We start from the raw sequence: 22,367 nt of genomic DNA, 5'->3' as shown, positions 1-22,367 counted from the left end.
CTTCGCTGTCAGCTAGATTAAATGACTGCTTCTTTACAATCGACAGAGAATTTTCCTCCCCAGAAATAACAAAAGCGCCATCAAGGGCGCTTCGTGAGTTATGTACTCAATCAGAACGTTATTACCGGACACTGCCTCGACCATTTCTGGTTACGCGATGTCATGCTTTCGCATGTCTGCTATATCGTTAATATGTACGATAGATTATTTTTGAATTACAAATCAAGACAAACTAAATGCTTTGACGACAAATCAAAGCTTTAGACCAAGTATTTTCGATATAGGGTGCTAGGTAATCATCAATAAAATCCATAGGCGTTTAGTGGTTGAGGCGAACCCAGAATCGAGTTTTGCTATTTGCTTGACATGATAAAATACAGTAAACCGTGTATTCAAATCAGCACGCCCAAACCCGTTTTTGGACAGAAACGCGTTTGGGTGGTCACTTATTCAAAGGTGTTTCGGATTAGCGGAAGTATGGAACAGTTGGTGTTAACGCTTTGCTAAGCGGCAATAAAATAGCTGGCTAAAATTAGCGAGGAACGAGCAAAAGCCAGCTGTTTTTTGTCCGTTTAAGCAACTTGTTAACTGCCTATGACTCATAAGCTATTTGTGTTCTAATATATCAAACCTACTTTCAAATAGAGTGTCACTTTGCGCTCCAATTAACGATGGGAAATTAGCTTTAATAAAGCTATCAAATTTCTTTTTTTGTTTATCAATACCATTTACACCAATAACATTTTTATAATCGGAAACCAAATCTCTACTTACTAGTTGGTTACGTAAGAATTCAGTAGATTTTATGTTTGGCGATAGTTCGGCATCTAACTGACGTACGTACCTAATAGTTACCGCAATCATTGTTGTAAAATCTTTTAGAGTTATTTTTCTGGAATCAAAGTTGGATAATGTTTGAGAGATATCTATTGCCGCGTGACGCTGACTAATAATAGCAGAGTTATCAACTAATATTTTCCGAAATGCTGGTGACAATGATGTATTACTATTATGAACAACTTGATTCCTCCATCGTACCAGCAAAGCGACAATAGGTGCCCAATAAGGTTCTAGGTTCGATACTTGTGAAGAAAGCTTTTCTACTTTTTTAGCTGCGCCATCGGTTGTAACTGCTGATAAAATTTTAGCTGGTTGATCTGGGCAATTGCTTATGTATTTGAAATATTCTAACAATGCTTCTTCGACAAAAACTAAAGCAGATCTGACCGCAAAGCTTCTCGCACTAATAGCGGATTGCTTATAGTCATTACTTTCCCATGAAATAGTTAAATCATCTGCTTTTTCTACATTGCCTTTTGACACCGCGGCTAACCCAACACATATAGTGTTTAACGAGTAAACTGCGTCGCCTACAGATTTAAGGAAAACCTTTAAACCTTCACTTTCCATAATTATCCTTAATTGGTGGTGCCGTGAGGACTCGAACCTCAATCTCCTGCTTTAATATAAAAAAGTAATCGACAGGTATCTTTTCCAATTAGACCACAGCACCAATTTTTAAAAGGCAGTTAACGCTAAGTAGGAAGCACGTGCTTCCTATCCCATTCAATGTGCACGCTTCCTATCACCGAAAATGTTATGTGACGTACATTTATCCCATCAGCGTGTCTTTTATCTTAAGCTATTGTCTACTTTCACTCTTTATCAATAATCAATCAATAGCTGTACCTATTTTTCTGTTGATTACTTTGACAAAAGAAGCATACGAAATTACAAATACTGTATATATAAACAGTTTAAAAGTGCGCAGCATGACAAAATCACCTCTGCGACTCCAACAGCGTTTCAGAAATACGATTTATCAACATCATTACAGTATTCGTACCGAACAAACCTATTGGCATTGGATCAAACGTATTTTTATTTCCACGACAAGCAGCCTTAATTCTAGCGGCGATTATATTTGGCATGGAAATCTGACTCAAAACCATTAGTTTTGGTATGGAAAGAGCAGTAGGAAATTTTGCTGTTAGCAAGAAGGCCTAAAGCATTTTGGGGCAAAAGCTTGCTGCAAAAAAGGTCACGAAAACACCCCATGCTCTAAACGGCCGATCAAATTAAGTACAGCCTTAGTATCTTCGGCTGTCGAAAGCATATCAATAGGCCGTTTGTTACCAAGTCCTCTAACTGGGTGCTTAAGCCAGTGATTAACGGCCTCTTCATTTCCAAATAGTGCCAGCGCAGTCTGAAATACTTTGTCAAAATTCTTTTTGTTTTCTCGATTCACCTTAAACTCCGCCTAAATTTATGTGATAAGTCTTATACACCATACCTACATTAAGAAAATTAGGTCAAATAATGATTAGCGAGCTGATAAATCGTAATACTCTCAAAAAAAGGCAGAAATGAGTTTGCAACGAATCACCTCTACAACAGTTAATATTGACCACTAAGAATGAAGTTACACTTTTAGGTATTCATAACACGTCGTACCAGCAGAAAACTTTGGCCGAAGTTTCGAGGAATGGCGCGAAGGTCACCCCCAATGCGTCGATAGCAAAGGTCGGAGTTTCAAAGGTCGAAAGTGTGCCGAAAAAGTAAATTTAGAGTTCAGGTTGATGCAGGCTGATATGCACAACTTATTTCCCGCCATCGGCGCTGTTAATGCACTCCGTAGCAATTACAACTTTGTGATGATGGACGCTAAAGCAAGCGCTAGTTTTGGTAGTTGTCAGATGAAAATACGCTCACGAAAAGCTGAGCCGCCGTCGCACGCCCGGGGTGTGATCGCACGGACTTACCTGTATATGGAACAAAGCTATCCGCATTTTTCGATGAGTCGCCAACAACAACAGCTGATGAGTGCTTGGGATAAACAACACCCTGTTAATGCCTTTGAGTGTCAACGAGCACAGCGTATAGAGAAACTACAACACAATGCCAACAAGGTTGTGAAGCAGCGCTGTATCGATTTCGGGCTATTGTAAGCAGCACTGTTGAACCAAAGCTAGATTAGTTGGTAACGAGGCTAGCTTGCCAGACTTGCTGGCATAATTGAGAGCCATCTTGTTCCAAGGGCGCTGTAAAGATCCAGCTTAGCGGAGCAACCACTGGGCTAGTAATAAAGCGCAGTGTGGTACCGATTAGACCGCCACTGGCAACTCCAATCTTAAAGTCTTCAAAACTTCCGGACACGCTGACCGGAGTTTGCAGATTAAATATTTGCGCCGTTTTTGGCTTGGGGGCTAATCGAAGTGCCAACTCTTGCGCTTTAAAGTCGATGGTACTCTCACCTAGTATTCTAATTTTGGATGTATCTGCTAGCAGTACATCTTGTCGCATTAAGCCATCACTCATGTCGAAACTAGCCACCACGCAATTAACAAGACTGATGTCGGTATCCATTTTTGGCATAACAGCCGAAACCAATGAGACAGCCCATAAATCAATCACTCCAGCTTCAAAATTTTCTGGCCAAACAGCAAAACCTAATTGACCCGACGCACCAGACAATAATCCATATACATCTTGAGTGGAAGACAACAAATCAAGTTTAAGGTCAAGCAATCCCGCCATTTGCGTTGTTGGCTTTAGCTTGCGAGCTAATAAACCGTAATCAAATTTTTCTATGTCTGCTTTTAGGTAACTATCGAAGCCTTGACTGCTTGGTTTAACGCCAGCGCTGAGCTCGACTTCTCCCCCTGGTAACTCTACGTATAGGCGATGTAAGTCCATCTTAGAATCCAAGAGTTGCCATTTTAACTGTCCGGCCCCTAGGTGCTCAGTGCCAACTTCAACTTTAGCGACATTGACTTCCAGCTGTGCATTGATGGCTGCGAGCCGATCTTTAATTGTGTCATCGACCAAAACTTCTTGGCTAGTTTCAATGTCAACCTGCTCTTCAACAGCTACTGAGGGAACATCTAGTGGACGCCAATCGCCAAATTCAAAATCATCTAGCTGAATATATTGAGCATCTAATCCAACGAACAGTTCTGGAACAGCCAAATCCGTGCGCAATGTGGCATTTCCAAGCAAACGACTCTCATCGACACTAAATTGAAAGTCTTTGATTTCGTAACCTTGCGCGGTTAATTCGAATGTTCCGCTGGATTTTAAAGGGCCAAAGGGGGGCAATTGGAAAGGGTGTAGGTGATCTAAACTGTTCATCCGTGGGGCTTCAAGTTTATAGCTTAGGCTCATCGCATCGGCTCTTATGGGTCGTTCTAATTGTGCGCTTGCCTCAATTTTCACATCGTCTAGATTGGCTATCAACGATAAAGGTAGTGATTTGGGTTGCTGTGAAAGCTGCGTTAAGTTTAGACTTTGAAGTGCAACGTTGTAATTTGAGTCCTGAATTTTTCCATCAAGGTTTAAACGTAATGGGCTGCTCGGTGCAATTTTCAAGCTGCCGTTATCAATACTTAGCCTAGCTTGCGCACCTGTATTTTGATCTACGAGAACCCAATAGCCACCGTTCATGGCTAAATCAAACTCTGTATTTAAGATTAATTCTTTTAGATTGTCCCCGGTTAGAATGACACGCAAGGATGCACGGTCGATCACCATATCTAGATCAGCAACTAAATCTAACTTTGACAAGGCGTACCCAAGGTTCAGTTGCTGGGACTGCAATTGCACTGCCATTTTCAGCGGTGATTCGCGTAAATCAAATGCAAATTCTCCGGCATAAGCAGAACCTAAATACTCCAAACTAAAAGGTGATTTTTGCATCCACCCTTCGCGCGCTTTTGCCTGCAAATTTAGTTGTTCAAGGCTTTGACCAGAAACCAGCAGCCTGTCGAGCTTAAGCTTCAAATCTAAGTCGCCAAGATACAATCCATTGGGTAATAGTGGGATTTGCAGTGTCCCGGCTTTTGGAGAATTCGCTTGCGAAGCTGCCGCGGCCTCGGATTGCTCAGGATCTTCAGCTGGCATTAATCCCATCAATTGGTCGATATCAATAAATGAGAAGTCCGCATCAACAGTGACATCGGGTATGTCGTTATCTTGAGAACTAGCATCCCAAAGCCACGTTAGCTGTCCCTGATTATCACCAAGCTGGAAGCGTTCAATATCGATATTTAGCTTGCCTGGCTCGAGCTGGTAATTGGCGGAGAACTCAAATTTGGAATTGTATTCTGGATTGATCCCCAACCAAGCAGATAAGGCGCCAACATTTTGTGAACTGAGCTCCATGTTAACTCGGGCTGAGTTGTTCCAATCACCCTCAGGAAGCTCAACTTCCCCACTAAGTTCAAATGCCGGCGACATCATTTGTATATCTAACAGCCAACGTTCATTTTGAATTTTCTGTAGTGCGGGACTTTGCATCGCAACACTTAAAGGAATACCTAGGATATCTCCATCAATTTGGGCACTAAAATTATCTTTAGGGTCACTAATGAGGTCAACGTTGTGAAGCTGCATTTTGGTGCCCGATGCAAATTGCAGCAGTCCGTCAATGGCATGAAATTCAAGATGCGCTTCACCCACAATTTCTTGTAAATTTTGGCCCTTTAGATTCATCAAAAATTCGCTACTCGCCAGTTGAATACTATCCCCTTCACTAGCGAGCAGATCCAGTTTACTAACCATTTTGCTTAGATCTGCATCGTTGGTAAACAGGCGCACTTGCGCATCCACATCGTTGCTTCCGCCTTGCGCTTTGACAATACCATTGAAGGTGACACCTTCAATGGTAACTGTCGAAGGCGCTACCAATTTACCATCTTTGACCATCGCAGCCAGAGATAGCTGTTTGGTTTCAAATCCAAGCCCCAGTAACTCACCCAATTCGAACTTGATGTCTAAATCACTTTTCTCTAGCGATGACTTCAATATTTGTAATACTGGTGTTTGTTGCTCTGTCTTAGCTGTCGAAGAAATCCTTTCCTTTTGGGAAGCCGCTTGGTCTACGCTGCCACCTTGTAACCAGTGAGAGACATCAATCCGGTCAACATTCAAATGCCCAGTAACTTTAGGTACTTTTCCTCTACTTAAGCTCATTTCCCCTTTGGCGGTTGCTAAACCAAATATCGCATCAACTGAAGGTAGTGCAATAGTCCCTGGTTTGTAGAGTAGCTTGCCTGAGATATTGAGCGGTGAGAGGGGCTCAAATTGAGGACCCAATATGCGAATCAACGAGTCTTGCTCCGGCCAATCCAGTACAAGATCCAAAGTCGATTGCTGGCGAGCATCTAGCGCTAAATCCCCACTGATACTAAGCGTGGCATCAGCCACTTTAAAATTAGCACTAATATGACTCGCTTGGCCGTGTAACAAGGCGTTTAGATGCCAAACGGCGTCTAACGAATAGCTCTCGCCCAACATGCTACCTTCAGCGCTAAGTTCAACTTCATTGGAGTCGATAGCAATTAAAGTGAGCTGGTTTAACCGCCAATCAACAACGGCATCTGCGTCGACATCACGATAAGTAATTGCAACGGCGGTTGCCTGAATATGCTCTTTAATATCAATATCGTAATCAAAGCTAAGGGCCCATTGGGCTAATTCTTCACGTTCATTAATTGATGATTGAGTTTGTTTGGAAGCTTCAACACTTTTGGATTGTTTGTTGTTCAGGCCAGCGAGCCATACATCTAGATTACTTGTACCATCACTTTCGTGAATTACATCTATACTAAGACCCTCAAGTTCGATGAGATCGATATCAATTACTTTTTGTAAAAATGGCAATACAGATAGTTTTGCTTGTACACGATCCACGCTAAGTAGATTGCTATATGGCCACGCATCTGGATTAGGGATTTGAACCTTACTGATTAAAAAAGAGGGGCTTAGGGACAAGTTAAGTTCAATATCTCCGTTTATAACAAGTTCGATACCAAGCGTATCTGCAACCAGATCAGTTATAAACGTGCGGTTTTGTTCTAGGTTAACGCGAATGCCTACCAACAAGCTAAGCGCCAAAAGTATCACGATTAGTAATAAGACAAATATTATACGACCCAAGACTTTCAATTGTCAGACACTCCGTAACCAGGTTGCCAGTACTAGTATTACCTCCAGTATAGCCACTTAAGACATTTATATTTAAGGTTTTATCAGTTTTAATTGGGCTGCAATTAAAACCGCAATTTCTCGATGCCGAGGATGCAAGTAGATGTATAGCGGGCTGCTATAGATGGCTTCGCTAAAACAAAATTGCAGTGCATTGTCTAAATGCTTCAGGGATTCCAATTCAAAGGTTTTTGGTAGCGCTATAAAATCACCTTTGTTTGTCAATAAACTAGCGAAGGCATCCCGAACCGTTTCGACTTCAATAGCTGGTAGTTGAGACGGTTTGAAAATAGCTTCAAATATAAGAATTCCGCGCACTGAAATAGGACGCCAATTTGCCCACAATTCAGTCTTATTCTTTGGACAGGTTCTACCGCTTCGAGTTGCCATCCAATAGTCAATTTGGTCGATGGGATCTGGAACTTGAACTAACTCACTCTTAACCGGCTGTGCCTCTGGATGACGCATTAACGACCCATCGAATTGCCCCTTTAGCACGTAGCTTAAGGCTTGCCGCGCCGGAAGTTCGACAATTTCACTGGTGAAACCAGCCTGAGTAATCGCAAGCTCAGCTTTGGCAATTTGTTGGGGTAAATACTTAGCCGCAGGAGAAATGGTAAATCTTAGTTTGGTTTGGGCAAACGCTGGGTTCATAACGCACAAACATACACTTATCCATACTAGCAAACATCCATGTCGCATATAGATTATCCTTTGTAGTTACTTTAAACCTAGTGCCAAATGCTAGATATTGCGAAATGAAATGCGATTATTTTGCATTTAGTTAGGGATTTAGCTCTATTTAAGGTAATCTGCGCAGCTATTTTCAAGCATCGGCAATAATTAGACGGTGCCCAACTGAGAGCTCAATATGTACTTCTCTGAACTTGGCCTATCTGCCCCGATCCTTGACGCTGTGAATGAACAGGGTTACGACCAACCCACTCCTATTCAAGAGCAAGCTATTCCAGCGGTACTGGAAGGCAAAGATGTTATGGCGGCAGCTCAAACCGGCACCGGTAAAACAGCAGGATTTACGCTTCCAATTTTGGAACGATTGTCTTCTGGCCAACGTGCCCGTGGTAACCAGGTTCGAGCTCTAGTCCTAACACCAACCCGAGAGCTAGCTGCACAAGTGGGTGAAAGCGTTGCAACCTATGGTAAAAATCTTCCCATGAGTTCTGCGGTTGTATTTGGCGGGGTTGGTATCAATCCTCAGATGATGAAACTTCGCAAAGGCGTCGATGTCTTAGTTGCGACACCAGGTCGTCTACTTGACCTGTATCGCCAAAATGCGGTCCGATTTTCACAGCTTGAGATTCTAGTCCTTGATGAAGCTGACCGAATGCTGGATATGGGTTTTATCCACGATATTAAAAAAGTAATCGCGCTACTGCCAAAACAACGCCAAAATCTGTTGTTCTCAGCGACATTCTCAGAAGAAATCCGCGAACTTGCACGTAACCTAGTAAACTCTCCAGTAGAAATTTCAGTCACACCTAGAAATGCTGCAGCCAAAAGCGTAACCCAATGGCTGGTGCCGGTTGATAAGAACGCTAAATCGCGTCTATTGGTTCATTTGATTAAAGACCAAAACTGGCAACAAGTGTTAGTGTTTACACGCACTAAGCATGGCGCTAACAAATTGGCGCAGCACCTAGAAAAATCTAATATCAACGCCGCCGCTATTCACGGCAATAAGAGTCAAGGTGCTCGAACTCGCGCTCTGGCAGATTTCAAAAGTGGCAGCGTTCAAGTATTGGTTGCTACCGACATTGCAGCGAGGGGTCTCGATATTGACCAGTTGCCACAAGTGGTCAATTTCGACTTACCAAACGTTGCCGAAGACTACGTCCACCGTATCGGTCGAACCGGCCGAGCTGGCTCAACTGGGCAAGCAGTGTCATTAGTAAGCCAAGACGAAGCGAAACAGCTAAGTGATATCGAACGCTTAACCCAGCAGTTACTAGAACGCAGAGAAGTTGAAGGCTTTAAAGCTCAGAACCCACTACCGGTTTCAACTCTTAAAGCGCCTAAGCATAAGCGTCCTAAGAAACACAACGATGCGAAAGAAGGCCATCGTGATGGCCAGCGTAGTTCAGATCTAAGTAACGGCCATAAACCCCAGGGCCGAGGCCAACGTCCGAATCAAACTGGTGCGGCTAAACCAAACGAAAACAGAAGACGTCGCCGCTCAAATCCAAAAACCAGTGGAAACGCCTAAACTATAGTCTTGCAGTAGCGTAACAAAATACGCTACTGCTACATCTATATTTGTTCAACGTTCAAAATATGGCTCAGCGTTTGAAAGCAACTGCTTCACCTGCTCTACAATACTCCCTGTGTTCGCAGCTTGTCGATGTACCGCATACAAGGTCTTCCAAAGTCCAGACTTAAGCTCCTCAGATCCACCTCTTAAGTCAATTGCGCGACTGGTAACTAAACCTAAATCTTGAAATCGAGTAATATTCCATTGCGGCAAACAGGCAATTCCTTCGCTTGCTGCAACCCGCTGTAAAATGCTCTGGGTTGAATTGGTCTTAATCCATTGCTTTGCTTGAATCCCATGAGCTTGCATTTGAACAAACAAATCGATATCAGCCCAATCAACGGGAAAACAAAAAATTGCGTAATCTTTGAGTTGTTCTAAGTTCAAAGTTTCAAAACTCGCCAATGGATGGTGACTTGAGAGTAATACCCGCATCTCAAAGTCAAACAAAGCGTCGCATTGCAAACCCTGCATAGACACCATTTCACTGCTGAGCACGATATCTAAATCTTGACTGACTAATTTTGGCAGAGGTTCAAAATCGTTAGCTTGCGGCAACTGAATTTCTAATTCCGGATAACGTTTCTGCAAAGGGCTTAAGCAAGCAAACAGCCAGTCAAAGCAGTAGTGGCAGCGAGCACCGATCCTCAAACTCGTTGGCGATACAGTAGTGCGTAGCAAGGATTGCGTTTCACGGATACTCGGTAGTACTTGATGAGCCAGCTTTGCAATCACTTCCCCCTTATCACTCAATAATAAAGGTTTGGTTTTACGTTTATACACAGGCGCATCCAGCAAACTCTCCAAGTCTTTGAGTTGATGCGACAACGCTGAAGGGCTGATGTGCAGACGCTGCGCGGTTTCGGCCAGACTTCGCGATAAAGACATCGCTTCAAGCATCGCTAAATGGTTGAGCTTAAGCATTAACTTTAGTTTCCTTCAAGTTACTGTTGAGAAAAACGAAATTTACTAATGCAACTTAGAATGGAATTATAGCCATGTAAACATCTGGATGTCCAAAGGAGGGCAACATGACAAAAATTCATATTCTGGGATATCCCCGCATTGGAGCACAAAGAGAGCTTAAATTTGCGTTAGAAGCATATTGGGCTAACAAGATAACGAAGCAAGAGCTATCAGAGGTTGGTAGCCAGCTACGCCAAGATAATTGGAAAAACCAAGATCAAGCCGGTTTAACCTGGGTAACCGTTGGTGATTTTGCTTGGTATGATCACGTGCTCAATACCAGCCTACTTGTTGGGAACACGCCAAGCCGCCACGCTGCGATTGAAGACCCACTAGAGCGTATGTTTGCCATTGCGCGCGGGGTGAGCAGTTCATGCTGCGCAGCGGGCGCCAGTGATATGACCAAATGGTTTAATACAAACTATCACTATATTGTGCCAGAACTGAGCAATGCCACTGAGTTTGAGTTGCAATGGACTCAGCTGTTTGACGAAATTGAAGAAGCTCAAAGCTTAGGCTATCAGGTAAAACCGGTTTTACTCGGTCCTCTGAGTTATCTGTACTTAGCTAAATCTAACGACGGTGTAAATCCTATCGATTTATTGGCTAAGCTTGCTCCTGTGTACCGACAAATATTTGAAAAGCTGGAAGCCCTTGGCATTGAATGGCTACAAATTGACGAGCCAATTGCTAGTCTAGAGCTCGAACAGCCTTGGAAAGAAGCCTTTGCGAGCTTCTATAGTCAATCACCAGCCACGCTTAAGCTGCTTTTTACAACTTACTTTGAAGGCATAGAAAACAATATCGAATGGATAAAGTCATTGCTTATAGACGGTCTTCATTTGGATCTTGTCAGTAACCCTAAGCAACTCGATAGCATTGTTGAACAACTTCCAGAACAATGGATCCTTAGCGCCGGCATCATAAATGGCCGCAACGTCTGGAAAAACAACTTAAACAATAGCTTACAGCTCTTAAACCATACTTACGAAAAGCTAAAGCAACGTTTATGGATAGGCAGTTCTTGCTCCTTGCTGCACAGCCCCGTTGATTTGGACCAAGAATCACAATTAGATCGCGATGTTCGTGATACCTTCTCGTTTGCTAAACAAAAACTCAACGAACTTGCCCTGCTCGCTTCTGGCCTTCAAAACATCGGTGATAGCCGAGATCAGATCCTAAAACAAAGCACTGCCTTGCTTGCGCTTCGAAGTAAGCGAGCAGCCATAAACCCAAGGGTTAGAGAACGCTCTGCCAAACTCGATCAGCATTCCGCGCAACGCCCTGAGAGCTATGCCAAACGTCATGCGATCCAACAACAAGCATTGAACTTACCCTTGCTTCCAACAACAACGATAGGCTCATTTCCACAAACTCCAGATATTAGGAACGCTCGTCAACAATGGAAGCGTGGCGATTTAAGTCAAGACGGCTACCAAGATCAAATGGAGCAACACATCAAAGAAGTGATCGCCTTCCAAGAGGAAATTGGCCTTGATGTTTTAGTCCATGGTGAAGCTGAACGCAACGACATGGTTGAGTATTTTGCGCAGCACCTACAAGGCTTAGCCATCACCCAATATGCTTGGGTGCAAAGCTATGGCTCACGTTGCGTGAAACCCGCCATTGTAGTTGGCGACATTTATCGCGATAAAGACCTCAGTGTCTATTGGAGCCGGTACGCGCAATCGCTTAGTACCAAACCTGTCAAAGGGATGTTGACCGGCCCGATTACGATGCTAGCTTGGACTTTCCCTCGCGATGATTTAGCCGCTAAAGAGGTCGCGACTCAATTTGCATTGGCCATTAGTGATGAAGTTGAAGCGCTACAAAATGCCGGTATTCAAATAATCCAAGTTGATGAACCCGCGTTACGCGAGTTACTGCCATTGCGTAGATCTAAGCAAGATCATTATTTGAACTGGGCAGTTACGGCGTTTCGTTTAAGTGTTGCTCAAGCCCGCAGCGAAACCCAAATCCATACCCACATGTGCTATAGCGAGTTCAACGAAATTATTGAGTCAATCGCGGCCTTAGATGCTGATGTCATAACCATTGAGGCCTCGCGATCTAAAATGGATATTCTCAATGCCTTTGAAGATTTCAACTATCCAAATAGTATTGGACCTGGCGTTTACGATATTCACTCTCCAAGCGTACCGCAAGCTAATGCGATGAGTGAATTAATCGAACAAGCGAGTCGCTATATACCGTTGGAGCGATTATGGATTAACCCCGACTGTGGTCTAAAAACACGTGCTTGGCCAGAAACAAAATCTGCGCTCAAGCACATGGTTGACGCCGCCATCAGTGTTAGGCAGCAACAATTGGTAACTACTAACTAAACAAAGCAAAACGCTTGGGTGAGCCCAAGCGTTTTTTGTTTCCAGAGTGTTTCTTTTGAAATTAGTACTTAAGCAATGCCTCTGAACAAGCCTACTTGCCTTCCCTCTTCCATCTCCCACTGAACCCCATAAGGGTCAATCCAATAGAAAAAGGTGATAGGAAAACCATCAAGCTTATGCGGGTGGTAGGCGCTGCTCGACGAAATCATTTGAACCCCTTCATGCTCACTCAAAAAGTTAAATACTTCGGTACAATTGCTCACTTCCAGCGCAATATGGCGAGGTCCACCGAGGTCATAGGTGCGCGGCTGTGGAGGAAGAGTGGCCTTACCTTGAGGTTTTCGATAATGCATTAGCTCTAAAAAAAGTCGTGCTTGAGGATGGCGCATAAACCTAACGTCAACATCTACTTCACCATTTTCTATTCCAGCATCTAAGGCAAAAGACTCCATGGTTACACCTTGGTAGTCCATGATCGCGCCCTGGTCATCAAACGCCTGCTCAAAGCCCAGCGCACTGGAATAAAACTCACTGGCCTTAGCGACGTCATCCACAATAATGTTTACATGCGACATCCCTAAAACAAAATGCTGCATATCGTGTGCTTTGATACGTTCGAGCAACAGGTCTTTGCAATCCGCACTTACAACCCGAGCATAACTAACCTTGGGGCCGCTGCTAAGCTTTTCAGAACAAATCAAATAAGGCTTCTGGGCATGTTTTTCGGTATCGCTTTCACCTTGAACAATTTCAGCCCTCCACCGCTCTATGGTGAACCATTGCGGTCTGATACAGTAAGCCGCTGCTATCATATCAAAGGGATTAAAGCCCGAAGCACCAAACACCAACTCCCATTCGACTAACCATGGCTCTGATTTTATCGCCAAGTGACGTGCTACCTTGCTACGACCTAGCATTTCTAATAAATCATGTTGTTTAATCCAAACTTTTGAGCAAGCTTCAAAAGGTACCAAACAGATGTTTAGTCCACTCGCTAAGAGTTCAGCATACGCTAAGGGATCAGCTTCGAAGTTTAGATCTCGAAAAGGTTTAGGTTGATGTGAACCAGAGATAAAATGGTCATCAATTGATTGACGTCCAGCAAGCAACACAACCTCTTGAATGTTTGACTTAAGTTCTGGGTAATGCCGCAGTAACAACGCAATATTAGTGGCGGCACCGATACCCAAAATTTGCAAAGGACCTTGCTCCAAGGCTTGTTTCATTGCTTCAATGGCCGCTGGCTTATCGTCAACTTTACATTGCTTAAGCGGACAGCTAGAACCTCTAGAAACCTGGACACTATTAGGACCATACTTAGCAATAAAGTCGGTCGCAATGCGCGTTGATACATTAATATTGTCAGTGTTACCTAACGTAGAACTCACACCTACAACATCAACTTCAACGCTGCGTAATAAAGAGGCTATTGCATAACCATCATCAACATCACAATAGCTAAATGGGCCATTTTTTTCACCCATCGTAATATCCGTATCAATCCAAATCCGCTTCTGTATAGCGATGTTATTCATTTATGACTTCCTTGCCATTTTTCCAATGCACTACGTTAATAGCATTTCGCCCGCTGTCTTTAGCGCGATAAAGCGCTTTGTCAGCAAGTTCGTATATTTGGTCCATGCTTACATTCGAATCTAGATCGACCCCTTTAGCGCATACGACACCTATTGAAAGGGTTAACACCAAATGCCCTGGATTTCCTAAGTGTTCAATTTCCAATCCTTCGAGCTGAGCACAAAGCTGCACTGCAATCTGCTGGATATCTTCAGCACTTTGGGTTTGTAAAAGAACAATAAATTCCTCACCACCTAAGCGATAAGCCCCATCGGTATCGCGCTTTAATGCGGATTGAACCGTAAGACCGGCGCGGCGTAAAACCCGGTCGCCTTCCGGATGCCCATACATATCATTAAAGGCTTTGAAGTTATCCAAGTCACAAATCAAAAAGCCTAAATACTTACCTTGACGTCGAGTTTGAGCCACAAAGTCTGCTTTAACACTTTCATACAAAAAACGAGAACCAAGCCCAGTTAAACTGTCAATTGCAGAGCGCTTTTCAAGCTCAACTATTTGAAGTTGTACTTTTTTAGCCAGACTATCTAGGCTGCGCACAACCACACCTAATTCATCTTTACGTTCTATCTCTGGTTCGCCAGTAAAATCAATATCTTTAACATCTCGATTCATTTGCAACGCGATATTCTTAAGCGGCTTTACAATGCGCCGAGTTGCCCAAATGATAAGCAACAAGGAGAATAGAAACGCTAAACTAGCCTCTTTTAAGAGCTGGAATTGAATGTCACTTTTAACGTTGAGTAAGGGAGTGGCATCGAAGGATAATATGATTTCTCCTCCCGCTACATTGCGCAAGTCTTGCTTAAGCAGTAATTGCGCATTGTCTTCATCCAAGTAATAGTCGTCAATTGCGGTAATGCGTTTGAACTGCGGACAATACTGCTTGGTGTGGCCCATATCCTCTTCAATACGTTGCAGTAGTTCTTTTCCACGGTTTAAAAGAAAATTGAGTTTTACATCGTCGGAGCCAGCAGTATTTAAGCGCTGTTCTAAGGCTTCGATCTCAATTTGCTGTGCTAAGCGATCTTCAAAGGTAAGATTAGTTCGAAACGCATCGCCGAGCTCCCGTGACCACGCAAAAGAGTATTCATGTTCAGAGAAATCAGATTGGGCTTGTACCGTAAAAAAAAGTAAACGATCGCTACTGGCATACAATGCCAACGCATTGTTGAGTCGAATATTGGTGTAGTTACGACCCGAGGCAGACAAAGAAACTAGGTCTACAATGGGATTACTCACGGCGCGAGCAAGTTCAACCGCATGTGAAATACGGGTGCTCCATTCACTGTTGTAGCGATTGTAGCTCATGGTAAAAACTAGCCACATCACTAACAGTAAATGCGAATAAAAAAGTAGATGACTTATTTTCAGCCTAGAAGCTAGATTGAAGCGCGTCATCGAAATAATTACTTGAACAAATCAATAACTGGAACACTGCAAGTACCATTAATGCAGATATCTTGATAAGTGTTGTGGCAGCTTTCACAATACTGCGGCTCAAAGGTGGGGTGTGTAGACGATATGTCCTTGCCATTGACATCATAAGTGCCATAAATGGGCTTACCGGACAAATGTTCGGTCACGAAAACTACGCCTGGCTTTTCGTAAACACCAACGACAGTAATGCCATCGCTATATGGGCCGTGAGTTTTGTATTGCTCAATCTTATCAGGGTGGACGTGAGTCGTAAGCTTGGTGCCTTGACCATCATTGATCCAGTTATAAGCAGCAACGGCTTCTTGTATAAACAGCGGGGTTTCTTCCGGGAGCACGACATCGCGTCCTGGTACCATGCTTTCACCAACAACGGGCCAATCGCGCCAATCAGCAGGATAACTCGCTATAGACGCGGCAAAAGCAGTTAAAGAGAGGCTTGATATACAGGCAACAGCCATTATTTTCGGTAGTCTAAAGCGCACTTTACTTTCCTTGTAAATGATAACTTTTTGATAATACTGAAAACTACGTTCTATATATATAGTTTTCCTTACTTAGACTGATTTTTGTGCGCTAAATAAGGAAAACAAACTGTTTTGGTTTCAAAAATGTACTACTGACTTTTATACACTCTTCGGTTTTAAGACTTTCGGTAAATACTATAAATGGCTAACAAAGCCAGTATCATTGGATACCAAGATGCGGAAATAACTTGCACTGGGCTCAAACTGAACAAAGAACCAAGCAGCAGTGCTTGAGCACCATAAGGTATCAATCCTTGCACAACACACGCAAAAATGTCCATCAGGCTAGCACTACGTGCAGGTTGGATTTTATAGTCGGTGGCCATTTGACGGGTTAAGTCACCCGAAACTAAAATCGCAACGGTATTGTTGGCAACACCAATGTTAGTAAGCCCGGTAATTAAGGCAATACCGAACTGTGCAGCTCGCGATGGATTACGGGCTTTATTAACTTTATTGCCCACCCAGGCTTGAATGAATGCCAAGCCACCTTGGCGACGCATCAACTCGCTCAAGCCGCCAACAAATAACGACAGTAAAAATATTTCCTGCATATTGCTGAAGCCTTGATAGATATCTTTGCCCCACTGCAATGCACTGTAATCCATACTCAATCCAGCAAAAGCGCCAGCTAATAAGGTACCGCTAAACAGTACGACAAAAACGTTCATACCACTAAGCGCTAGTATTAGAATAGCGAGGTACGGCAGTGCGTTATACCAATTCTCGATAGGGGCTGTAGCTATAGGCGTGCTTTGCCCCAGAGCAAATAGCAACAAAATGGTAACCAATGCGGCCGGCAATGCTATAAATACATTCTGACGAAACTTATCTTTCATATCGCAGCCTTGGGTACGAGTTGCTGCAATAGTGGTATCACTGATAATCGATAAGTTGTCTCCAAACATTGCTCCGCCAAGCACGGCGCCAGCCATGTAAACAGGCTCTATACCCGCACTTTGAGCTAATCCCAAGGCAATAGGAGCAACGGCTGCAATTGTACCCATAGAGGTTCCCATCGCGGTTGCTATCAAACCCGATACAATGAAAAATCCAGGTAGTAAAAACCACGACGGCACCGCATGTAGAGCCAAATTAACTACAACATCAACACCACCGGAAGCGCTAGAGACAGCGCTGAATGCTCCAGCAAGCAAATAGATGAGACACATAGTCATAATATTGCTGTTGCCCATCCCTTTAAGAAACTGCTCAATGGCGTCATTTAGCCGCTCTTTACTCAAATACAACGCCAAAACAATTGCAGGCAAAATGGCTATAGGGGCGGGAAGTTGGTAGAACGCAAATTCAACCTTTTGCAAGTGAAGTATGGTTCCCACTCCAACAAACAAACTTAAAAACACGAGTAGAGGAAGTAGAGCCAAGGCTGAAGCCTTGATCTCTAAATTGCGGTGATGACTCATAAGGAAAACTCAAAATTAGGATTACCGAGATCATACTTAAAAATAGCCATCTGTCAATCTGGACGGCTAAACGTCCAAACCATTATTGATAGATTTGCCATTGCAGTCCTTGAGCCGAGATAGCTAAGCTGGAAAATCTCTGAAGGTCTCTTTATTAATGCGTAAACAGCTTTCAATTAACCAGGATATAAATGTCTATATGTAGGGGCTTACTAGCGCTCGCGTTCAGCAATTCAATACATTTATCCACTTTTGGTGCTAGTGATAAAATTGTAGGGTGCTGGCAACCTGAAGGTAGCTCTACCAAAACCTTGTGTTTCATCGAAGACAAGTCCTTGTATCTAAATATTGTGGACAACACCATCCACGGTTCTTGGATACGTGAGGGCGATTCTATTGATGTTACGTTGGGGGCTTATAAACTTAGGTTTGAAACCCAATCTTTGACGGCCCCCGAGCATGTAAGCACCAGTAATCAATCCACTGGTATAAATACTGACAACAGAACTGATTTTCAGCTCCCGGAGGTAGCTGCAGCGGTTGAACATGATTTCACTCAGGCAGATGAAGATCAAGATGACATGGTGGACGACATAACTGCAATGATAAGCGACAAAAGTCGATTTAAAATAGAAGTATATAATGGAGACACTTTAGCAATGCTGCTCCACTGTAGTTGCGAACTTGATGTTAAAACAAATATTGCAAGTGCACTAAAAATACAAGGCCTCGAAAATGGTGGACCTTTAGTTGAACGTTTTTTAGAACTTGTATGTAATTCAGCCCTATCAGTCGGCAACTCAGAGATCGAACTGGCTTATCAAGTTCAAATCATCAATACCTTTTATAATGGCAATGAGAAACTAGCCGATTTGCCGTGCAAGTTAAACCTTCAGCCCTCATCTAGTAACAAGATCAGCTTATTTGGATTGTTTATGACAAGTGATCAGGTCAGTCGATGGCAAGTTCTCGAAAACAAGCGGGTTAATATTTGGTTGGGTCAATTTCTTTATAGCCCAAGCGATAGCGTGATGTTAGAGATGAGTTTAAAATCTGAAGGTTGGCAAGTGCAAGCAGCGTGTTACTCAACTCGGCTGTAGCCTTAAGCATAAAACGCATAAAAAACGAGGCGGTATACGCAAAGTATAGTTCGCCTCGCTTACTTATCAGTACTAACGTGGTTTCTAGGCTAGCGCTTTTTGAACTTTATCATCGCGTTTGGCATATTTAAACAGCCCTACTAACGACGCTACAATCCAAAAAACTTCAATCACAAAACTAGCCAAATTGAAGTTGATGCATAAACTAATCAACAACAAAATCGCGCCACTTAAGTTCATGACATTATAGGTTAAACCTCGAGGGTCTAAACGCTCTAGTTGTAACAACATGAACGCGCCAACAACCAAACCAGTACCGCTAAGACCGATGACATCGGTAAGTAATTCGTACATTTTTTTCTCATTAACAAGCAAACGTTATCGTCCTATTGCTGGCCCTATCCGTGGGATGGACGTTCTCACATCAAACTTCAATGATTCCTTGAGACAGCTTGTTAGTGGCTTTAACCAAGGGTTAAAAGCGTGCGTAATGTAGCAGACTGAGTTCAAATGTCGAAGGCAATATGAATTTATTTCAGCTTACAGTTGTTAGCTGAAGTAAATAACTCTAAAATGCGCCCTCGTATAAGCGTATATCTACGCATTTGTTAAAGAGGAATGGGTTCATGAACCATTTAGTTGCACTTTTGACTCGTCGTGCACAGCAGCAAGCTCAGCAAGAAGCACTCAAAATCTGGCAACACGGAAGCTGGCAATCAATTACATGGACGCAATTTCAACAATCTTGGCAAAAAGTTGCTCAAGCCTTGATCCATTTGGGGCACAAAAGCGGCGAACGCGTAGCGATTATGTCCAATAACCTGCCTCAATGGACAATTAGTGATTTAGGTATTTTAGCTGCACGCGGTTGCGTGGTACCTATTTACCCAACGAATACCGCTGAGCAAAGCCAGTATATTCTTCAAGATTCTGGCTGTTCCATTTTGTTTGTCGGCCACCGCGAGCAACTTGAACTTGCCTTAGAGTTGCAGCAAAACGGCGTGATTGAGCACCTTATTTGTTTGAATCCCGATTTACAGCTCACAGAGCAAGAAGCGAAATCGGTTATTGCTTGGCAAGAGTTACTTGAAATGAACTCATCGATTGCCAGTACTGAACTCGCAAATCGACAGCTGCAATTTGATAGTAGTGAACTAGCCACGTTGATCTACACCAGTGGCACTACCGGCGAGCCTAAAGGTGTGATGTTAGATCATGACAACTTCGCTGCTGCTTTTCGCATGCATGATGAGCGGCTTAGTGTTGATGAAACCGACACTTCCTTAAGCTTTTTACCCCTAAGTCATGTGTTTGAACGGGCGTGGACGTACTACATTTTGTATCGCGGCGCTTGTAACGTTTACCTTGAAGACCCAAGTGAGGTCCAAGCAGCATTAGAGCGCACTAAGCCAACTCTTATGTGCAGCGTTCCGCGTTTGTACGAGAAAATTCATGGTGCTATTTTACAAAAAGTGGCCGCAGCCCCAAAAACGAAGCAGATGCTTTTTAACTGGGCCCTTAAAACTGCCGAAATGCGCTTTTTGGCAATGAATAAGCATCAATCGGTGAGCTTTGCTTTAGAGAAAAAGTACCAGCTTGCAGACCGCCTCGTTTTACGCAAACTTCGTTCTATATTTGTGAATGCCAAAATTCTACCTTGTTCTGGTGCTCGGCTCGCTGATGACATAAATTTATTTTTCCAAAGCATTGGGGTTCCGCTGAACTACGGATACGGAATGACAGAAACCACAGCAACGGTTTCATGTTATCCAGAAGGAAAAATACGTATTGGTAGTATTGGCGCGCCAATGAATGACATTGAAGTTAAACTCAATGACGAGGGTGAAATATTGGTAAAAGGTGATACCGTGATGCGCGGTTACTTCAATAAACCTGAAGCAACCGAGCAGTGCATTATTGACGGTTGGCTGCATACGGGTGACGCTGGCGAGTTCGATACTGCAGGTAACCTAGTTATGACCGAGCGCATTAAAGAGCTGATGAAAACATCGGGGGGCAAGTACATTGCACCGCAACGGGTTGAGGGCGAGTTAATCCGTGAACCTTTATTTGAACAAGTGGCCATTATTGCGGAAGCTCGCCATTTTGTTTCAGCGCTAATAGTTCCGGCATATGAAGCTTTAGAACTACATGCGCATCAACTCGGGCTGAAGTTTAAAGACCGCGCTGAGTTGCTAGAGCATGCCGAGATCAAATCACTCATGCAAAGTCGCCTCAAACAAGTACAAAGTAATTTGGCTCGATTTGAACAAGTGAAGCAGTTTACCTTATTGCCGCGCGAGTTTTGCATGAAGCAAGGCGAACTGACGCCTACCCTTAAATTGCGCCGCAAAGTGATTGAGGGTCGTTTCGCAGAGCAAATCAAAGCCATGTACGCCATTAAGCCTGCGACTATTTAAAGTCCCAACTATAGCTACTCACGAGCTTGCAGTTATCACATTTGAAATCGATAACATCATGCAACTCGTGCGCTAAACGCCATTGCCCACCGCAACTTGGGCAAAGGCGTTCTTGCTCAGTGGCTAAAGACTGCCCGCCGCCTCTATAGATGTAATAATAAGTAGGCACTCCACTTAAGTTTTCAATTTGCTGGGCTAAGCTGCGCCCCTGCTTGGACAACTCCGAATCAAATTCACTTATTTGTCGACGCGCCGGTTCAACCAAAGCGGTGCCAAGCATTTGTAGTTCATCCAAAGCCATCCAGTTTTGCTGCCATTGCAGTAATGGCTTAAAATCGCGAGCCCCTAATGTTTGTTCAAAAAACTGCAAAGGGATCGGCATAAAATGGTCGCCACAGCGCAACGGCGTGCATGAACTTAAATAATTAGTGTAAACAATTTGCCAGCTAGGTTGTCCTTCTTCATAGCAAGGGTCGCTATGGTCGGCATGTAAATCGATACCTTTAACCGCTACTTTGGGTTCAAGTACGCCAGCAGCGTGTAAATCATCCACCGCTTTAAGGCAAAGCTTGGAATAGTTTTTTCGCGTCACACTATCAGCCCGTGGCGACATGGCCCGGGTTATAAAGGCCGACTCGACCATATGAGAGGGGAATTCTCGACCTATAACTAGACCACAGTCGCGCAGGGCTTCAATATAATCACTGATCGCTTTATCGGCTTTACTGACGGTGGTGTCTTGATAACACTCGAAATTTAGCTCAATGCTATACATGCATGACTCGCAAGCCCAAAAAGGCATAGCATAGCGCACTTGACCGCACCCTGACCAACACCGATAATCCGCGCAGTATATAAATTGGAAAGCCACATGTCAGATCAGCCGCAAGATGAAGACGAAATTTACGTTGATGCCCAAGAGGTTTTTATCGACGAGCAACCCATTGAGCTCTATAAAGTACTCAAACTAGGGAACTTAGTCGGAGGTGGTGGCGAAGCCAAAATGGTCATTGCTGAAGGCTATGTTGGTCTAAACGGTGAACTTGAACAACGTAAGCGCTGTAAAGTTTTTGATGGTGACTTGGTTAGTTTTAATGACGAGTACTTGCTTATTGTATGTGAGCAGCCGGTGGCAGACCCTAAAGAGCAACTGGCACAGAAAAAAAACAAACCAGCAAAACCAGCAAAACCAGCATCGAAGGCTAAATCCAAGGACAAAACCGCCAAATCTAAACTTGATAATAAACCAGTGGAACAGCCGCGTAGCGCAATTACAAAACGGCGTCCGATCAGCTTTTAGGT

Annotated in this window: 16 protein-coding genes, 1 tRNA gene and 1 pseudogene; 6 read left to right on the top strand and 12 right to left on the bottom strand. The window is 43.5% G+C overall.

Translation table 11 applies throughout. The features are described from left to right. Positions 1–606: 606 nt before the first annotated feature. The 3 genes from DBZ36_RS10585 to DBZ36_RS10575 form a co-directional block, all read right to left on the bottom strand. Positions 607–1,410 carry a hypothetical protein gene (locus tag DBZ36_RS10585; RefSeq protein ID WP_120354908.1) on the bottom strand — a complete coding sequence of 268 codons (804 nt, stop codon included), beginning with the start codon at positions 1,408–1,410 and terminating at the stop codon, positions 607–609. Between the two features lie 13 nt (positions 1,411–1,423). Beyond that, a tRNA-OTHER gene (locus tag DBZ36_RS10580) sits at positions 1,424–1,513 on the bottom strand. Positions 1,514–2,041: 528 nt separating this feature from the next. Continuing rightward, entirely contained in the window at positions 2,042–2,248 is a 207-nt protein-coding gene (locus tag DBZ36_RS10575) for an antitoxin Xre/MbcA/ParS toxin-binding domain-containing protein (protein WP_120354907.1), read from the bottom strand. A gap of 196 nt (positions 2,249–2,444) precedes the next feature. Here DBZ36_RS10575 and DBZ36_RS10570 point away from each other — a divergent pair. Next, positions 2,445–2,948 (top strand): annotated as a pseudogene (locus DBZ36_RS10570) (endonuclease); the annotation flags it as partial. 25 nt (positions 2,949–2,973) lie between these two features. On the opposite strand, the gene DBZ36_RS10565 reads toward DBZ36_RS10570, so the two are convergent. Continuing rightward, complete coding sequence (locus DBZ36_RS10565) at positions 2,974–6,936, bottom strand: AsmA family protein (RefSeq protein ID WP_267900179.1); 3,963 nt, start codon at positions 6,934–6,936, stop codon at positions 2,974–2,976. 81 nt (positions 6,937–7,017) lie between these two features. Further along, positions 7,018–7,686: a hypothetical protein gene (locus DBZ36_RS10560; protein ID WP_147395016.1), complete on the bottom strand. Its 669-nt coding sequence runs from the start codon at positions 7,684–7,686 to the stop codon at positions 7,018–7,020. A gap of 169 nt (positions 7,687–7,855) precedes the next feature. On the opposite strand from DBZ36_RS10560, the gene DBZ36_RS10555 reads away from it, so the two are divergent. Next, positions 7,856–9,208, top strand: a complete 1,353-nt coding sequence (locus DBZ36_RS10555) for a DEAD/DEAH box helicase (protein WP_120354904.1) — start codon at positions 7,856–7,858, stop codon at positions 9,206–9,208. A 54-nt stretch (positions 9,209–9,262) separates the two neighbouring features. Here DBZ36_RS10555 and DBZ36_RS10550 read toward each other — a convergent pair whose 3' ends face one another. Further along, a complete protein-coding gene (locus DBZ36_RS10550; RefSeq protein ID WP_120354903.1) occupies positions 9,263–10,177 on the bottom strand; it encodes a LysR substrate-binding domain-containing protein in 915 nt (304 codons plus the stop codon). Positions 10,178–10,284: 107 nt separating this feature from the next. Here DBZ36_RS10550 and metE point away from each other — a divergent pair, with 107 nt between their 5' ends. Then, on the top strand, positions 10,285–12,564 hold the full coding sequence (metE, locus tag DBZ36_RS10545; protein ID WP_120354902.1) for a 5-methyltetrahydropteroyltriglutamate--homocysteine S-methyltransferase: 2,280 nt from the start codon (positions 10,285–10,287) through the stop codon (positions 12,562–12,564). Between the two features lie 68 nt (positions 12,565–12,632). Here metE and DBZ36_RS10540 read toward each other — a convergent pair whose 3' ends face one another. The 4 genes from DBZ36_RS10540 to DBZ36_RS10525 form a co-directional block, all read right to left on the bottom strand. After that, positions 12,633–14,099, bottom strand: a complete 1,467-nt coding sequence (locus DBZ36_RS10540; RefSeq protein WP_120354901.1) for a nucleoside hydrolase — start codon at positions 14,097–14,099, stop codon at positions 12,633–12,635. Continuing rightward, complete coding sequence (locus DBZ36_RS10535) at positions 14,092–15,468, bottom strand: sensor domain-containing diguanylate cyclase (protein ID WP_158589076.1); 1,377 nt, start codon at positions 15,466–15,468, stop codon at positions 14,092–14,094. Before DBZ36_RS10535 ends, DBZ36_RS10540 begins: the two co-directional genes overlap by 8 nt. A 98-nt stretch (positions 15,469–15,566) precedes the next feature. Next, a complete protein-coding gene (locus tag DBZ36_RS10530; protein WP_199711829.1) occupies positions 15,567–16,079 on the bottom strand; it encodes a hypothetical protein in 513 nt (170 codons plus the stop codon). Between the two features lie 158 nt (positions 16,080–16,237). Next, a complete protein-coding gene (locus DBZ36_RS10525; protein WP_120354898.1) occupies positions 16,238–17,545 on the bottom strand; it encodes a Na+/H+ antiporter NhaC family protein in 1,308 nt (435 codons plus the stop codon). 191 nt (positions 17,546–17,736) lie between these two features. Here DBZ36_RS10525 and DBZ36_RS10520 point away from each other — a divergent pair, with 191 nt between their 5' ends. Further along, positions 17,737–18,645 carry a hypothetical protein gene (locus DBZ36_RS10520; protein WP_120354897.1) on the top strand — a complete coding sequence of 303 codons (909 nt, stop codon included), beginning with the start codon at positions 17,737–17,739 and terminating at the stop codon, positions 18,643–18,645. An 84-nt stretch (positions 18,646–18,729) separates the two neighbouring features. Here DBZ36_RS10520 and DBZ36_RS10515 read toward each other — a convergent pair whose 3' ends face one another. After that, the gene (locus tag DBZ36_RS10515; RefSeq protein ID WP_120354896.1) at positions 18,730–18,999 is read right to left on the bottom strand and encodes a CBU_0592 family membrane protein; all 270 of its coding nucleotides are present in this window, start codon (positions 18,997–18,999) and stop codon (positions 18,730–18,732) included. Positions 19,000–19,271: 272 nt separating this feature from the next. On the opposite strand from DBZ36_RS10515, the gene DBZ36_RS10510 reads away from it, so the two are divergent. Beyond that, positions 19,272–21,065: an AMP-dependent synthetase/ligase gene (locus DBZ36_RS10510; protein WP_120354895.1), complete on the top strand. Its 1,794-nt coding sequence runs from the start codon at positions 19,272–19,274 to the stop codon at positions 21,063–21,065. Here the strand turns inward: DBZ36_RS10510 and DBZ36_RS10505 are convergent. Continuing rightward, entirely contained in the window at positions 21,058–21,840 is a 783-nt protein-coding gene (locus DBZ36_RS10505; protein WP_158589075.1) for a Zn-ribbon-containing protein, read from the bottom strand. The genes DBZ36_RS10510 and DBZ36_RS10505 overlap by 8 nt on opposite strands. Positions 21,841–21,936: 96 nt before the next feature. On the opposite strand from DBZ36_RS10505, the gene DBZ36_RS10500 reads away from it, so the two are divergent. Continuing rightward, on the top strand, positions 21,937–22,365 hold the full coding sequence (locus DBZ36_RS10500; RefSeq protein WP_120354893.1) for an RNA-binding S4 domain-containing protein: 429 nt from the start codon (positions 21,937–21,939) through the stop codon (positions 22,363–22,365). The last annotated feature ends 2 nt before the right edge of the window (positions 22,366–22,367 follow it).

Source organism: Alginatibacterium sediminis (genome assembly GCF_003610775.1).
Taxonomy (GTDB): domain Bacteria; phylum Pseudomonadota; class Gammaproteobacteria; order Enterobacterales; family Celerinatantimonadaceae; genus Alginatibacterium; species Alginatibacterium sediminis.
The sequence above is the reverse complement of the archived record's forward strand: the minus strand, read 5'-3'. Positions and strand labels throughout refer to the sequence as shown.